General features: G+C 72.7%; 13 protein-coding genes. 12 read left to right on the top strand and 1 reads right to left on the bottom strand.

The features are described 5' to 3' along the window. The first annotated feature begins 66 nt into the window (after nt 1-66). The 12 genes from IAG44_RS11570 to IAG44_RS11515 all read left to right on the top strand — a co-directional run bounded on the left by IAG44_RS11570 (nt 67) and on the right by IAG44_RS11515 (nt 14,064). The gene (locus IAG44_RS11570; protein WP_187747043.1) at nt 67-2,235 is read left to right on the top strand and encodes a putative bifunctional diguanylate cyclase/phosphodiesterase; all 2,169 of its coding nucleotides are present in this window, start codon (nt 67-69) and stop codon (nt 2,233-2,235) included. A gap of 379 nt (nt 2,236-2,614) precedes the next feature. Continuing rightward, the gene (gatC, locus tag IAG44_RS11565; RefSeq protein WP_010356882.1) at nt 2,615-2,911 is read left to right on the top strand and encodes an Asp-tRNA(Asn)/Glu-tRNA(Gln) amidotransferase subunit GatC; all 297 of its coding nucleotides are present in this window, start codon (nt 2,615-2,617) and stop codon (nt 2,909-2,911) included. A gap of 3 nt (nt 2,912-2,914) precedes the next feature. After that, nucleotides 2,915-4,408, top strand: coding sequence for an Asp-tRNA(Asn)/Glu-tRNA(Gln) amidotransferase subunit GatA (gene gatA, locus IAG44_RS11560; protein WP_187747042.1), 1,494 nt, complete (start codon nt 2,915-2,917; stop codon nt 4,406-4,408). Further along, on the top strand, nt 4,405-4,647 hold the full coding sequence (locus IAG44_RS11555) for a hypothetical protein (protein ID WP_010356884.1): 243 nt from the start codon (nt 4,405-4,407) through the stop codon (nt 4,645-4,647). Before gatA ends, IAG44_RS11555 begins: the two co-directional genes overlap by 4 nt. A 16-nt stretch (nt 4,648-4,663) precedes the next feature. Beyond that, nucleotides 4,664-6,178 (top strand): Asp-tRNA(Asn)/Glu-tRNA(Gln) amidotransferase subunit GatB, encoded by a 1,515-nt coding sequence (gatB, locus tag IAG44_RS11550; protein ID WP_187747041.1) that lies wholly within the window; start codon nt 4,664-4,666, stop codon nt 6,176-6,178. 208 nt (nt 6,179-6,386) lie between these two features. Further along, a complete protein-coding gene (locus tag IAG44_RS11545) occupies nt 6,387-6,665 on the top strand; it encodes a hypothetical protein (RefSeq protein ID WP_187752625.1) in 279 nt (92 codons plus the stop codon). A gap of 182 nt (nt 6,666-6,847) precedes the next feature. Next, nucleotides 6,848-8,998 carry an MMPL family transporter gene (locus IAG44_RS11540; protein ID WP_187747040.1) on the top strand — a complete coding sequence of 717 codons (2,151 nt, stop codon included), beginning with the start codon at nt 6,848-6,850 and terminating at the stop codon, nt 8,996-8,998. 15 nt (nt 8,999-9,013) lie between these two features. Further along, on the top strand, nt 9,014-9,589 hold the full coding sequence (locus tag IAG44_RS11535) for a GNAT family N-acetyltransferase (protein WP_187747039.1): 576 nt from the start codon (nt 9,014-9,016) through the stop codon (nt 9,587-9,589). A 35-nt stretch (nt 9,590-9,624) separates the two neighbouring features. Beyond that, nucleotides 9,625-10,170, top strand: a complete 546-nt coding sequence (locus tag IAG44_RS11530) for a hypothetical protein (RefSeq protein WP_187747038.1) — start codon at nt 9,625-9,627, stop codon at nt 10,168-10,170. Nucleotides 10,171-10,351: 181 nt separating this feature from the next. Beyond that, nucleotides 10,352-10,522 (top strand): hypothetical protein, encoded by a 171-nt coding sequence (locus IAG44_RS11525; RefSeq protein WP_187747037.1) that lies wholly within the window; start codon nt 10,352-10,354, stop codon nt 10,520-10,522. Between the two features lie 116 nt (nt 10,523-10,638). Beyond that, nucleotides 10,639-13,641: a helix-turn-helix transcriptional regulator gene (locus IAG44_RS11520; RefSeq protein WP_187752624.1), complete on the top strand. Its 3,003-nt coding sequence runs from the start codon at nt 10,639-10,641 to the stop codon at nt 13,639-13,641. A 222-nt stretch (nt 13,642-13,863) separates the two neighbouring features. Then, nucleotides 13,864-14,064 (top strand): DUF6191 domain-containing protein, encoded by a 201-nt coding sequence (locus IAG44_RS11515; protein ID WP_187747036.1) that lies wholly within the window; start codon nt 13,864-13,866, stop codon nt 14,062-14,064. A 5-nt stretch (nt 14,065-14,069) separates the two neighbouring features. On the opposite strand, the gene IAG44_RS11510 is transcribed toward IAG44_RS11515, so the two are convergent. After that, complete coding sequence (locus IAG44_RS11510) at nt 14,070-15,239, bottom strand: PQQ-dependent sugar dehydrogenase (RefSeq protein WP_246561646.1); 1,170 nt, start codon at nt 15,237-15,239, stop codon at nt 14,070-14,072. Between the last annotated feature and the right edge of the window lie 47 nt (nt 15,240-15,286).

Here is a 15,286-nt window from a genome sequence, read left to right as displayed (position 1 = left end):
CCGCCCGGAGCACGGCCGGGCGCGCGCCGCACGGCGTGGGCACCGCCGGCTGTGAGAGGGACGGGAATGGAACCGACCGAGAGCGCCGCCCCGGACTCCCGGCTGCGCCCGCGCCGGACGGCCGGGATCAGCTGGCGGAGCCTGTGGGCCGGTCGCACGGCCGAGGAGGCCGTGGTGGCGCTGCCGGCCGCCGAGGGCGAGGGGGAGCGGCAGACCTGGCCGGCGCTGCCCGCCGTCGTCGTCGCGGCCGCCGCGTTCGCGCTGGGCGCCGGGTTCTACCGGGCCTTCACGGGCGGACACGCCCTGTTCCCCTCCGGCGAACTGGGCTGGTCGCTGGCGCTCCTGACGGGCGTCGTCGTCGGACACCTCGTCATGCTGGGGCGGGCGCGCTGGTGGGGCGGCACGGGCTCGGGCGCGGCCCTCACGCTCGCCGTCCTGCTGCTGTACGGCTGGGTCCCCGCCGGACTCGTCAGCCTCACCGTCGTCGTCCTCGTCGGCATCGCCCGGCGCCACCGCTGGCGGCAGGGGGTGCTGCACGGCGCCGTCGACATCCTCGGCATCGGCGCGGGCGCGCTGGTGCTCGCGGTGGGCGGACGGGTGCCGACCGTCGAGGCGCCCTGGGACCCCGAGACGTGGACGCTCTACACGGCGCCGCAGATCGTCCTCGTCGCCGTCGCCTACCTCGCCGTCACACGCGTGCTGCTCTGGTTCCTCCAGGCGCCCGCGAACGGCGGCGTGCCGACCGTCGCGCGGACGGCGCTCGTGCGGCAGGGCATCGTCGCCGTCGCGCTCCTCGGGATCGCGCCGCTGGTGTGCGTCGTCGCGGACGCGGAGCCCGTGCTGCTGCCGCTGTTCTCCATCCCGCTCATCGCGCTCGACTCCACGCTGTGGATCGCGCGCATCAGGGCCGAGGAACAGCTCAGGGACCCGCTCACCGGGCTGCCCAACCGGCAGTGGCTGCTGGAGCGGACCTGGACGGCGCTCGACGACGCCGAGCGGATCGGGGCGCGGGCCGCCCTCATGCTGATCGACCTCGACCGTTTCAGGTCCGTCAACGACACACTCGGGCATCTCGCCGGTGACCGGCTTCTCCTCCAGATTGCCGACCGGCTCAAGACGGCGCTCCCGCGCGGGGCCGAGGTCGCGCGGCTGGGCGGGGACGAGTTCGCGGTCCTGCTGCCGGTCGCCGACTCGACGACGTCCGCGACGCGGGTCGCGCGGGGACTGGTGACGACGCTCAGCTCACCCCTCGACCTCGACGGACTCACCCTCGTGCTGGAGGCCAGCGCCGGGGTCGCCGTCTTCCCCGACCACGCCGTCGACGCGGAAGGGCTGCTGCGGCGTGCCGACGTCGCGATGTACCAGGCGAAGCGGGACCAGACCGGCGTCGAGGTGTACGAGTCCAAGCGGGACTCCAACACCCCCGACCGGCTGGGGCTGTTGGGGGATCTGCGGCGGGCCCTCGACGCGCACGAGGTGCAGCTGCACTACCAGCCCAAGGTGCGGTTCGACGGGCAGGTGGCCGGACTTGAGGCCCTGGTGCGGTGGGTGCACCCCGAGCGGGGGAAGGTGCCGCCGGACGAGTTCATCGCGATCGCCGAGTCGTCCGGACTGATGCCGCACCTCACCGAGTACGTGCTGGAGACGGCCCTCGCGCAGGTCGCGCGCTGGCGGGCTCAGGGACTGCGGGTGCCGGTCGCGGTGAACGTCTCGCCGCGTGACGTCCACACGCCCGGGTTCGCCGGGTCCGTCGCGGCGCGGCTGGCCCGCCACGGGGTCCCCGCGGGGGCCTTGCAGCTGGAGATCACCGAACATGTGCTCCTCGAAGACCCTCAGCGGGCCGCCGACACGCTCAACGGGCTCACCGGGCACGGCGTCAAGATGTCCCTCGACGACTTCGGCACCGGGTACTCCTCCTTGGTCCACCTTCGACGGTTGCCCGTCAGCGAGCTGAAGATCGACCGCTCCTTCGTCGCCCGCCTCGCCGTCGACACCCAGGACGCGGAGATCGTCCGCTGCACCGTCGACCTCGCGCACTCCCTGGGTCTGCTGGTCGTCGCGGAGGGCGTCGAGGACGACGAGACGTGGGAACGCCTCCGTGACCTCGGCTGCGACGCCGTCCAGGGTTGGCTGGTCGCCGCCGCGATGCCTCCCGAGGAGACGACCGCGTGGCTCCGCGCGCGGGGTGCCCGGGGTTGGCAACGTCCTCGCGCCGCGCTGCCTGCCGCAGAGTGACGCGTCTGCGGGTGCGTGGACAGTTCGTGCGTCCTGCCGGGTGCTGTGCGATGGCGGTGCTGCGCCGTTGTGGCTGGTCGCGCAGTTCCCCGCGCCCCTGGAACGGGCGCTGCGCGCCCGCCAGGGTGGGTGGCTGATGCCGGTGGCCGTCCCAACGTGCGCTGGCGCGCCCGCCGGGACGGTAGCTGGTGCCGGTTCGAATTCCGACTGACCCCCCACCTGCCCCTTAATGCTCAAAAATCCACAACGCCCCCCGCAGCGGAACCGAGGGCAACCAAAGCCCGACCGCCCGGCCCCGCCATAACCGTTTACCGCCCACCCACCCCCGCCCCCTAGGATTGGCCCCAAACCACACACACTCACCCCAGAGGAACGCTGCATGCCTGGCATTACGCGCGAGGAGGTCGCCCACCTCGCCCGGCTGGCGCGTCTGGAGCTGGAGAGCGAAGAGTTGGATCACTTCGCGGGACAGCTGGACGACATCATCGGCGCGGTCGCCCGCGTCAGTGAGGTCGCGGATCAAGACGTACCCCCGACCTCACACCCGCTGCCGCTGACGAACGTCATGCGGGCGGACGAGGTCCGTCCCTCGCTCACCCCCGTGCAGGCGCTCTCCGGCGCCCCGGCCCAGGAGCAGCAGCGTTTCAAGGTGCCGCAGATCCTGGGGGAGGACTAAACAGTGACGGACATCATCAAGCTCACGGCCGCCGAGACGGCGGAGAAGATCGCGTCCGGCGAACTCACCGCCGTACAGGTCACCGAGGCCCACCTGGCCCGCATCGAGGCCGTCGACGAGAAGGTGCACGCCTTCCTGCACGTCGACCGCGAGGGCGCGCTCAAGCAGGCGCGCGCCGTCGACGAGAAGCGGGCGAACGGCGAGAAGCTGGGCCCCCTCGCGGGCGTCCCCCTCGCGCTGAAGGACATCTTCACGACCGAGGGCATCCCCACGACGGTCGGCTCGAAGATCCTCGAGGGCTGGATCCCGCCCTACGACGCGACGCTCACCAAGCGCCTGAAGGCCGCCGACGTCGTCATCCTCGGCAAGACCAACATGGACGAGTTCGCCATGGGGTCCTCCACCGAGAACAGCGCGTACGGCCCGACCGGCAACCCCTGGGACCTGACGAAGATCCCCGGCGGCTCCGGCGGCGGCTCGTCCGCCGCGCTCGCCGCGCACATGGCGCCCCTCGCGATCGGCACGGACACCGGCGGCTCGATCCGCCAGCCCGCCGCCGTCACCGGCACGGTCGGCGTGAAGCCGACGTACGGGGCCGTGTCCCGCTACGGCATGGTCGCGTTCTCCAGCTCCCTCGACCAGGGCGGCCCCTGCGCGCGCACGGTCCTGGACGCGGCGCTGCTGCACGAGGTCATCGCCGGCCACGACCCGATGGACTCGACGTCGATCGACGCCCCCGTCCCGCCGGTCGTCGAGGCGGCCCGCAACGGCAGCGTCGCCGGGATGCGTGTCGGCGTCGTCAAGCAGTTCCGCGGCGAGGGCTACCAGGCCGGCGTCGTCCAGCGCTTCGACGAGTCCGTGCAGCTCCTGAAGGAGCTGGGCGCCGAGATCGTCGAGCTGGACTGCCCGAGCTTCGACCTCGCGCTGTCGGCGTACTACCTGATCGCGCCGTCCGAGTGCTCCTCCAACCTGGCCCGCTTCGACGGCCTGCGCTACGGCCGGCGGACCGGCGACGACGGCACGCACTCGGCGGAGGAGGTCACGTCGATCACCCGCGCCGACGGCTTCGGCCCCGAGGTGAAGCGCCGGATCATCCTCGGCACGTACGCGCTGAGCAGCGGCTACTACGACGCCTACTACGGCAGCGCCCAGAAGGTCCGCACGCTCATCACGCGGGACTTCGAGAAGGCGTTCGAGCAGGTCGACGTCATCGTCTCGCCGACCACGCCGACCACCGCCTTCGCGATCGGCGAGCGCGCCGACGACCCGATGGCGATGTACCTGGCCGACCTGTGCACCATCCCGACCAACCTCGCGGGCAACGCGGCGATGTCCCTGCCGTGCGGTCTCGCGCCGGAGGACGGGCTGCCGGTCGGGCTCCAGATCATCGCGCCGGCCCTCAAGGACGACCGGCTTTACAAGGTCGGGGCCGCCGTCGAGGCCGCCTTCGTGGAAAAGTGGGGTCACCCGCTCCTGGAGGAGGCTCCGTCGCTGTGAGCAACGCACTGTCGAAGGCCAAGGGCTTCAAGAAGTCCAAGTCCGGTACGTACGTGTCCATCGCCACCACCGCGTTCGGCGCGTTCGGTGTCGCCAAGCAGATCAAGAAGGCCCGCGCCGAGCAGGACACCCTGCGCCTGATCGACGCCACCGTCTCCGCGGTCGCGATCGTCACCGGCCTCGCCATCCTGTACCGCGAGCTGAAGCGGCTGGGCGACGACGACGTCCTGCTGGGCTGAGAGGGAAGTTTTCACCGTGACCACCACGACCGACCTGGTGTCGTACGAGGACGCTCTCGCGTCGTACGACCCCGTCATGGGCCTTGAGGTCCATGTCGAACTCGGCACCAAGACCAAGATGTTCTGCGGCTGTTCGACCGCCCTCGGGCAGGACGCGAACACCCAGACCTGCCCGGTCTGCCTCGGCCTGCCCGGTGCGCTGCCCGTCGTCAACGCGACCGGCGTCGAGTCCGCGATCAAGATCGGCCTCGCGCTGAACTGCGAGATCGCCGAGTGGTGCCGCTTCGCCCGGAAGAACTACTTCTATCCGGACATGCCGAAGAACTTCCAGACCTCCCAGTACGACGAGCCGATCGCCTTCAACGGCTATCTGGACGTCCAACTGGAGGACGGCGAGACCTTCCGCGTGCAGATCGAGCGCGCCCACATGGAGGAGGACACCGGCAAGTCGACGCACGTCGGCGGCGCCACCGGCCGGATCCACGGCGCGTCCCACTCCCTGCTCGACTACAACCGGGCCGGCATCCCGCTCATCGAGATCGTCACCAAGCCGATCGAGGGCGCCGGCGAGCGTGCCCCCGAGGTCGCCCGCGCCTACGTCCGTGAGCTGCGCGAGCTGATCAAGGCGCTCGGCGTCTCCGAGGCCCGCATGGAGATGGGCCAGATGCGCTGCGACGTCAACCTGTCGCTGCGCCCGCACGGCCGGGAGAAGTTCGGCACCCGCAGCGAGACGAAGAACGTCAACTCGCTGCGGTCCGTCGAGCGCGCGGCCCGCTTCGAGATCATGCGGCACGCGGCCGTCCTGAACGGCGGCGGCACGATCGTCCAGGAGACCCGCCACTTCCACGAGGACACCGGGTCGACGACCTCGGGCCGCGTGAAGGAGGAGGCCGAGGACTACCGGTACTTCCCGGAGCCCGACCTCGTGCCGGTCGCCCCGTCCCGCGAGTGGGTCGAGGAACTGCGCGCCGGGCTCCCGGAGTTGCCGCTGGCCCGCCGCAACCGGCTGCTCGACGAGTGGGGCATCTCCGCCACCGACATGCAGGCGATCCTCAACGCGGGCGCGCTGGACCCGATTGTCGCGACGATCGACGCCGGCGCCGACGCGGCCTCCGCCCGCAAGTGGTGGATGGGCGAACTCGCGCGCAGCGCCAACGAGGCCCAGGTCTCCCTGGACGAGCTGGCGATCACCCCGGCGCAGGTCGCCCGGGTCTCCGAACTCGTCGCCAAGGGTGACCTGAACGACAAGTTGGCCCGCCAGGTCATCGAAGGCGTCCTCGCGGGCGAAGGCACCCCGGACGAGGTCGTCGACAAGCGGGGCCTGAAGGTCGTCTCGGACGACGGCGCCCTCACCAAGGCCGTCGAGGACGCCATCGCCGGCAACCCCGGCATCGCCGACAAGATCCGCGGCGGCAAGGTCGCGGCGGCCGGCGCGCTGGTCGGCGCCGTCATGAAGGCGACGCGGGGCCAGGCGGACGCGGCACGCGTCAAGGAGCTGATCCTGGCGCAGCTGGGTGTGACGGAGGGCTGACCCTCACGTCCTGAAGTCCCGAAGGGGGTTGGCGCCGCGACGCGCCGGCCCCCTTTCCCGCTTTCCCGCGTTGAGATTCCGCGTTGAGTGATCCGGGGCAGCGGGGCCGTACTCCTCACCGAACCGCTCTCAACATGACGCGCTACGCTCGCGCGCCATGAGGACCGACACCCGGGACGAGACAGCCGACGTGACCGCGCACCCTCCCATGGACGCCTACGACGACGACACGGACCCCGCCGAGGACGCGCGCCGGGCCCGCTGGACGGCGACCGGCACCGGCGCCCTGCTCGCCCTCGCCGGTCTCGCCGCCGCCCTCATGCGGCTGGGCGGCCCCTCCTCGGCCCTCGTCCCCGCGGCGTTCGCGACCGGCGCCGCGGTCTGCGCGTTCGCCGCGTTCCTCGGCTCGCGCGGCCACACCCGGCGCGCCCTGTGGCTGCTGATCCTCGGTGTCATGGTGATGGCCTTCGGGGACCAGACCGACTAGACCAAGCCGGGCCAGGCCGACCAGCTGACAGAGACGTTGTTATTGTCCTGTGATCTGGCTTGCATTTCCGTGAGTAACCCCACGAACAGGGCAAACGATCATCTTCCCCTGAAAGAGTGCTCGAAGAGTGACAGAAGTCGCTCACGCGTCTTCTCTTGCTCATGCGTCCGGGAGCACGTTTCGTGGCAGCGCTCGCTCGTTGGTGTGTCCAGCACCGCCTTCTCACCGTCCTGCTGTGGCTGTGCACCCTCGCCGGGGTGAGCGCGGCGGCGGCCGTCATGGGCCCGGCGTACTCCAACGACTACGAGATACCCGGCACCGAGTCGGGCCGCGCCGCCGCCCTCCTGGAGCGGGGCTTCCCGAAGCTCGGCGGGGACACCGACACCGTCGTCTGGCACGTGAAGGGGTCCGTGCGGGACGCCGCCGTCGAACAGACCATGACCGCGACCCTCGACCGGATCGCCGCCCTCCCCGGCATCGCCTCGGTCGGCGAACGCCAGGTCAGCCGGGACGCGCACACCGCCTACGCGACCGTCACCTTCGACGCCCCCGCGCGGGACGTCTCGACGCGGGAGGCGCGGGCCCTCGTGACGACCGCGAAGGCCGCCGAGGGCGACGGCCTCCAGGTCGCGCTCGGCGGCAGCGCGGTCGCCCTCGCGGAGCCCTCCGGCGGGCACCTCGCCGAGGCCGTGGGCGTCGTCGTCGCGGCGGTCGTCCTCTTCCTCGCCTTCGGCTCCCTCGCCGCCTCCCTCCTGCCGATCGCGACCGCCCTCGTCAGCGTCGGCACCGCGTACGGCGCGACCGTGCTCCTCGGGCACGCGATGACCGTCGCCGACTTCGCGCCGATGCTCGGGATGCTCGTCGGCCTCGGAGTGGGCATCGACTACGCCCTGTTCGTCGTCACCCGCCACCGGCGCGGACTCAAACGCGGCCTGACGGTCACGGACGCCGCCACCGAGGCCGTCACGACGACCGGGCGGGCCGTCGTCTTCGCGGGCGCCACCGTGTGCATCGCCCTCCTCGGGATGCTGATCCTGCGCCTGAGCTTCCTCGACGGCGTCGCGATCGCCGCGTCCCTGACGGTCGTCCTCACCGTCGCCGCGGCCGTCACCCTGCTGCCCGCGCTGCTGTCGTACATCGGCACGCGCGCGCTGAGCGGCCGGGAGCGACGACGGCTCACCGAACACGGCCCCGCGCCGGAACTGCCCACAGGACTCGCCGCCCGCTGGTCCGCGTTCGTCGAACGCCACCCCCGCCTCCTCGGCACGCTCGCTCTGGCCCTCGTCACCGTCCTCGCCCTGCCCACCTTCGCCCTGCGCCTGGGCACCTCCGACCAGGGCAACGACCCGCGCGCCAGCACCACCCGGCAGGCGTACGACCTCCTCGCCGCCGGCTTCGGCCCCGGCGTCAACGGCCCCCTGACGCTCGTCACACCCGTCTCCGGCGCCGAGGACCGGCTCGCGCTCGACAGCCTCGACACCGTGCTGCGGACGACGCCGGGCGTCGCGTCGGTGACCCCGGTGACGTTCGACGCGCGCGGGGACGTCGCCTACCTCACCGTCGTCCCCGACTCCGCGCCGCAGTCCCGGCGCACCAGCGAACTCGTCGAGCGGCTGCGCGGCGAGGTGCTGCCGCGCGCGCACGCGGGGACCTCGCTGGACGTGACGGTCGGCGGGGTGACCGCCGGGTACGACGACTTCGCGGACGTCGTAGTCGGGAAACTGCCGCTGTTCGTCGGGGTCGTGATCGGGCTCGGGTGCGTGCTGCTGCTCCTCGCGTTCCGGTCGGTCGGGATACCCCTCAAGGCCGCCGCGATGAACCTCGCGGCCGTCGCGGGCGCCTTCGGGGTCGTCGTCGCCGTGTTCCAGTGGGGGTGGGGGAGCGAGCCGCTGGGGCTCGGGCGGGCCGGGCCGATCGAGCCGTTCCTGCCGGTGATCCTCGTGTCCGTGCTGTTCGGGCTCTCGATGGACTACCAGGTGTTCCTGGTCAGCCGCATGTACGAGGAGTGGCTGGAGACCGGCGACAACCGGCGCGCGGTGCGCGTGGGGCTCGCCGAGACCAGCCGGGTCATCAACTCGGCGGCCGTCATCATGATCTCGGTGTTCCTCGCGTTCGTGCTCAGCGGGGACCGGGTGATCGCCATGTTCGGCATCGCCCTCGCGGCGGCCGTCGCCCTGGACGCGTTCGTCCTGCGGACACTGCTCGTGCCGGCGCTGATGCACCTGCTCGGCGGCGCGAACTGGTGGCTGCCGGGGTGGCTGGGGCGGGTGCTGCCTCGGGTGAGCATCGAGGGGCGGACGCGTGAGAGGGTGCCGGAGAAGATCGTCGTATGAGATGAGGAGCGGTACATGTACGGGGTGTCCCTGGGGGACGACGGGGCCGAGCTGAGGCCCCTTGAGACGTGGCACGCCGAGGAACTTCTCGCCCACTTCGACCGGGGGCGCGAACACATAGGCCAGTTCATCGGCTTCGGCTCCCGCGAGACCGACGTCGACTCCACGCGCGCGTTGCTCAAGCGGTTCGCCGACAAACGCACCGAGGACTCCGGCAGCCTGCACGGCATCTGGTCCGACGGGAAGCTCATCGGCGGCGTCCTCTTCCGGACGTTCGACGCGGCCACCGGCGTCTGCGAGGTCGGCTGCTGGCTGGAGCCCGCCGGCGTCGGCAAGGGGCTCATCACGCGCGCGATGCACGTCCTCATCGACTGGGCCGTCCTCGAACGCGGCATGCACCGCGTCGAATGGCACGCCGCCTCCGGCAACACCCCCAGCCTCAACGTCGCCCGTCGCCTCGGCATGCGGCGCGACGGCGTCCTGCGCGGCAGCCACCTCCACAAGGGCACACGCCACGACATCGAGATCTGGTCCCTCCTCGCCCCCGAATGGCACGCCCTCCGCGCGCGTACCGCCCGCGACGATCATTAAGGAACCTCTCAGACGGCGTCCGTACGGTGCGGGGCATGGCAACGAAGACAGAAGAGAACAGCGACGCCACAGGAGCCGTCGCGGACATCTCCGAAGTGGAGCCGGCCGAGGACGGCACTCCGGACGACGGTGACGCCGAACTGCTCGAAGGGGCGGACGAGGAAGCCGGCGGCGCGGAGAAGGAGCCCTCGTTCGTCGGCCAGGGCGCGGCGGCCGTCGTCGCCGTCGTGCTCGGCTTCGTCTCGCTGAGCGGCAGTTGGATCGGCACGGTCGCGTCCGCGCGCGAGACGCTGATCGGGCAATTGCGGACGTCGTCGTCGGCGAGTGTCGCGACGCAGGTCAAGGAGGTGTACGGCGACGCGTGGAAGACCAGCGCGATGTGGGCCGGGCTCTTCGCCCTCACCGCCCTCGTGACCGCCGTCGTCGTCCTGGTCCGCCCCGCCTTCGGGGCGCCCGGCACGGCGCAGCCCGCGTGGATCAAGTCCATCGCGTGGGGCGGCGTCGCCCTCGGGGTGATCGGCCTGCTGCTGGCCGTCCTGAAGTACAGCGACGCGCTTCTGGGGCTGCCGTCCGCGAGCTGAACCACTACCGGCATGAGGGTCCTCAGAGGGGCGACGTAGGCACCTACGGCGCTCCCTAAGGACCCTCATCCCGTCTCTAAGGCCCCCTGCCCGCCGCCAAGATGCGGAACTCTCCCGATGTGCCGGACCCCCTCCGCGACGGAGGCTGGAGCCCACACCGAGAGAGAAACGGGAGCCCCAGATGTTCCAGTACGAGACCCACCAGCTGCGTTCCGCCGAACTCATCCGCCGCGCCGACCACGAGCGCCTGGTCAACGAGGCCACCCGCGCGCGCCGGGAGACCGAACAGGACGCCACGGCGCACTCCCATACCGGCCGGCCGCTGCGGCACCGGTTCACCCGGGCGGCGTGAGCGTGACGCACGGGGGCGGCCGTACGGGGGTCGGCCGCCCCTTCGCCGTTCCCGCGCTCCCGACGTCCGCATCGGCCGGGGCGATATCCGCTGGGGCGTTGTCAGACCCCTGTGCGATGCTCGGCAGCGTGGAGACGATGTCGGTCAGCCCCGTGTTCGTAGGTCGAGCGGATGAGCTCGGCTCGCTGAACGACGCCCTGGCGCGGGCGGCGGCGGGGGAGCCGCAGGCGCTGGTGGTCGGGGGTGAGGCCGGCGTCGGGAAGACGCGGCTCGTCGAGGAGTTCGGGGCCGGCGCCGAGCGGCAGGGCGCCGTCGTCGCCCTCGGCGGATGCGTCGAGATCGGCGCCGACGGGCTGCCGTTCGCGCCGTTCTCGACCGCCCTGCGCGCGCTGCGCCGGGCCCTGCCCGAGGAGCTGGCCGCCGCTGCCGCCGGGCAGGAGGAGGAGCTGGCCCGGCTGCTGCCGGAACTCGGCGAGACCGCGCGCGGGCGGCACGACGAGGAGGGCACCGCCCGCCTGTTCGAGCTGACCGCCCGCCTCCTGGAGCGCGCCGCCGCCGAGCACACGGTCGTCCTGGTCATCGAGGACCTGCACTGGGCCGACACCTCCACGCGCCACCTCCTGGCCTACCTGTTCCGCACACTGCGCACGGGCCGCCTCCTCGTGCTGGCGACCTACCGCAGCGACGACATCCACCGCCGCCACCCCCTGCGCCCCCTCCTCGCCGAACTGGACCGGCTGCGCACGGTCCGCCGCATCGAACTCGCCCGCTTCACGCGCGAGGAGGTCGGCCGGCAGATCGCCGGGATCCTCGCAGCCGAGCCCGACCCCGCGAAGGTCGACGAGATCTTCGCCCGCTCCGACGGCAACGCCTTCTTCGTCGAGGAACTGGCCGTCGCCTGCTCCGGCGACTGCTGCGCGGGCCTCACGGACTCCCTGCGCGACCTGCTCCTCGTGCGCGTGGAGGCGCTGCCCGACCACGCGCAGCGCGTCGTACGCGTCACCGCCGAGGGCGGGTCGACGGTCGAGTACCCGCTGCTCGCCGCCGTCGCGGGCCTTCCCGAGGACGACCTGATCGAGGCCCTGCGCGCGGCCGTCGGCGCGAACATCCTGCTGGCGACGCCCGGCGGCGACGGCTACCGGTTCCGGCACGCGCTCGTGCGGGAAGCCGTCGGCGACGACCTGCTGCCGGGCGAGCGGTCCCGGCTGAACCGGCGCTACGCGCAGGCGCTGGAGGCCGACCCCGGGCTCGTCCCCGCCGACCAGCGCGCGACCCGCCTCGCCAGCTACTGGTACCACGCGCACGACCCCGCGAAGGCGCTGCCGGCCGTCCTGGACGCCGCCGTGGAGACGCGCGCCCGGCACGCCTACAGCGAGCAACTGCGGCTGCTGGAGCGGGCGATGGAACTGTGGGACGCGGCCCCGGCCGAGGTGCGGGCGAGCCTGCGGCCCGTCGACTACGCGGAGGTCTACCCCCCGTGCGGCTGCGACCCGGAGACGACGCCCCTGCGCTACCTCGACCTCATGGCCGAGGCGGCGGTCGCCGGGCGCCTGTCGGGGGAGCGGGAGAGGGCCCTGAAGATCACCAAGCGGGCGCTGCGGCTGCTGGAGGAGGACCCCGACCCGCTGCGCGCGGCCTGGTTCTGGGTCCAGCGGTCCCGGCTGGTGCCCGCGCTCGGGCGCTCCGACGGCTGGCAGGAGCTGGCCACCGCGCAGGACCTCGTGCGCGGGCTGCCGCCGTCCGAGGTGCACGCCGAGGTGCTGGCCGCCTCCGCCGCCTGGTCGATGCTCCACGAACCCGGTCCCGACGCGATCCGGGCGGCCGAGCGTGCCGTCGAGTACGCGCGCATGGTGGGCGCCGAGGACATCGAGTTCCACGCCCGGCTGAACCTCGGCGGGCTCATGGTCAACGCGGGGGACGTGGAGACCGGGCTGGCGGAGATGCGCGAGGTCAAGGAGCAGGTGCTGGACCGCCGGATCTTCTTCGAGGTCGGCCGCAGCCACGTGAACCTGCCGTCCGCGCTGGAGAGCGTCGGCCGCTCCGGCGAGGCCGTGGCCGTCCTGCGGGAAGGGCTCAGGATCGTCAAGGAGTGGGGGCTGCGCAGCAACGAACCCTGGATCTGGGCCAACCTCGCCGAGTCGCTGATCTCCCTCGGGCGGTGGGACGAGGCCGCCGAGGCGGCGTCCACCGCGCGGCACTCCGTCCAGGCGACCAAGCCGCGCGGCGCTGGCTTCTTCTTCCTCGCCCGGCTCGCCCTCGCGCGCGGGCGCCTCACCGACGCGGCGCGGTATCTCGCCGAGGGGCGCGCGTCCTTCGGGCCGCACGACCAGATGCCCCAGTACGTCCTGCCGTTCGCCGCGCTCACCGTCGCCCTCGCCTCCGCCGAGGGCCGGATCGACGACGCCCGCGCGGAACTCACCGCCGTCCTCGACGCCGGGCTCGCCCCGCACGTCCACCGCGACGCCTGGGCCCTCCTGCTCGCCGCCGCGACCGCCGAGGCGGACGTCCGTGAGGCGTCCCCCGAGCAGGTCGCCCTCATCCGTGAGACCGCCCGCAAGCTCGCCACCCCCGTGCCCATCTGGCGTGCGCACGATCTGTGGGTCCGCGCGGAACTCCACCGGGCGGAGGGCCGCGACACGGCGGACGAGTGGTCCGACGTCGTCACCGCGTTCGAGTGCCTGGAGCGCCCCTACGACCTCGCGCGCGTGCGCCACCGGCTCGCCGAGGCGCTGCTGAGCTCGCCCGAGCCCGACGACCGCGCCCGCGCGGCCGAACTCCTGCGCCTGGTCCGGGCCCTCGCCGACCACCTCGGGGCCCGCCCCCTCCTGGAGTCCACGGCCCACCTCTCCCAGCGCGCCCGCCTCTCCCTCACCCCGCCCGCCCCCACCGACCCCCTCGGCCTCACCACCCGCGAACAGGATGTCCTCCGCCTCGTCTCCGCCGGCCACACCAACCGCCAGATCGCCGAACAGCTCTTCATCTCCCCCAAGACCGCCAGCGTCCACGTCTCCAACATCCTCGCGAAGCTCTCGGTGTCCAGCCGGGGCGAGGCAGCGGCCCTCGCCCACCGGCTGGGCCTGTTCCCGGCGGGGGAGCCGGCCGGGGCCGGGCGGCGGTAGGGCCGTTGGGGGACCGATGCGGGACAATGGGAGGACCAGGTACCCCGGAGGGAGCCGCGTGTACCAGATCCACTTCACCGAGGGCGCCGCAGCCCAGCGCGACGCGCTCCCCGCGCACCGCCGCGAGCCCCTGGAGCGCGGCCTGCGCGAGCTGGCCCAGGACCCGTTCACGCACCGGGCCTTCCTGACTGACCATCCGCCCCGGCCCGGAAAGGAAGTGCGATGTTCAACGCCTTCGAGGAACTGTTCTCGCCGGGTCGCAAGCACACGCGGGACGAGCAGAACCGGCTGGAGCTGACGCGGGAGGACGTGGGGGACGGGGATCCGGGGAGGGGGCCGATAGATCTGTCGTCCGGGAAGGTGACGGTGCGGGCGCCGAAGGCGGTGGAGGGGCCGGACACGAGCCCGGACGCGGACGACTGAGCGGGTCAGCTCACCTCCAGTTCCAGGATGCGGTCGTCGCCGTCGCGGGGGTCGCCACGGCCGTCGGTGTTGCTGGTCGTCACCCAGAGCTTGTTGCCGCCGACGGAGACGACCGTGCGGAGACGGCCGTACTCCTCGCCGAGGAAGGCCTGGGGCGCGGCGGACGCCTCCGTGCCGTTCAGGGGGACGCGCCACAGGCGTTGCCCGCGCAGGCCGGCCATCCAGAGGGAGCCCTCGGCGTAGGCGATGCCGCTGGGGGAGGCGTCGGCGGTGGGCCACTTGGCGAGGGGGTTGCGGTACCGGGGGTTGTCGGACGTGCCTTCCGCCTCGGGCCAGCCGTAGTTGCCGCCGGGGGCGATCGCGTTCAGCTCGTCCCAGGTGTTCTGGCCGAACTCGGCGGCGAACAGGCGCCGGCGGGAGTCCCAGGCGAGGCCCTGCACGTTGCGGTGGCCGTAGGAGTAGACGGCGGAGCCCGGGAAGGGGTTGCCGGGGGCCGGCTCGCCCTCCGGGGTGAGACGGAGGATCTTGCCGCCGAGGGAGCCCCGGTCCTGCGAGAGCCCCGTGTCACCGGATTCGCCCGTGCCGACGTACAGCATCCCGTCCGGCCCGAACGCGATCCGCCCGCCGTTGTGGATGTGCCCCTTGGGGATCCCCCGGAACACCGTGTCCGGCGCCCCGAGCCGCCGCCCCGCCGGCTCCCGCTCGTCGTAGCGCATCCGGACGATGCGGTTGTCGGACTCGGACGTGAAGTACGCGTACACCATCCGGTCCGACGCGAACCCCGGCGACAGCGCGAGCCCGAGCAGCCCGCCCTCCCCGTCCGGCGCGACCCCGGCCACCTCCCCGGCCTCGCTCCGCCGCCCGCCGGCGTCGACCGACGTGACCGTCCCCTCGTCCCGCGACGCCACCAACAGCCCCCCACCGGGCAACGCCACCACCCCCCAAGGCGACTCCAACCCCTCGACGACCGTCCGCACCACCCGCACACTCCCCTTGTCCGGCGGCACCTCCCCCCGAGCCGAGGGCGACCCCCCACCGGACGGCACACCCCCTCCGGACGACACACCCCCGCCCCGAGACTCCTCGGCACCCTCGGAGGACTCCCCGGACGAACACCCGGCCCCCAACAACAGCACCCCCACAACCACCCCGGCCACCACACCACGACGTCCCACGATCCCGCTCCCTTCCTCCGCCGACTCCTACCTGTCATACCTCCCGA

Source organism: Streptomyces roseirectus, assembly GCF_014489635.1.
GTDB lineage: Bacteria > Actinomycetota > Actinomycetes > Streptomycetales > Streptomycetaceae > Streptomyces > Streptomyces roseirectus.
Note: the sequence above shows the minus strand (reverse complement) of the source record. Positions and strands in the feature narration are given on the sequence as shown.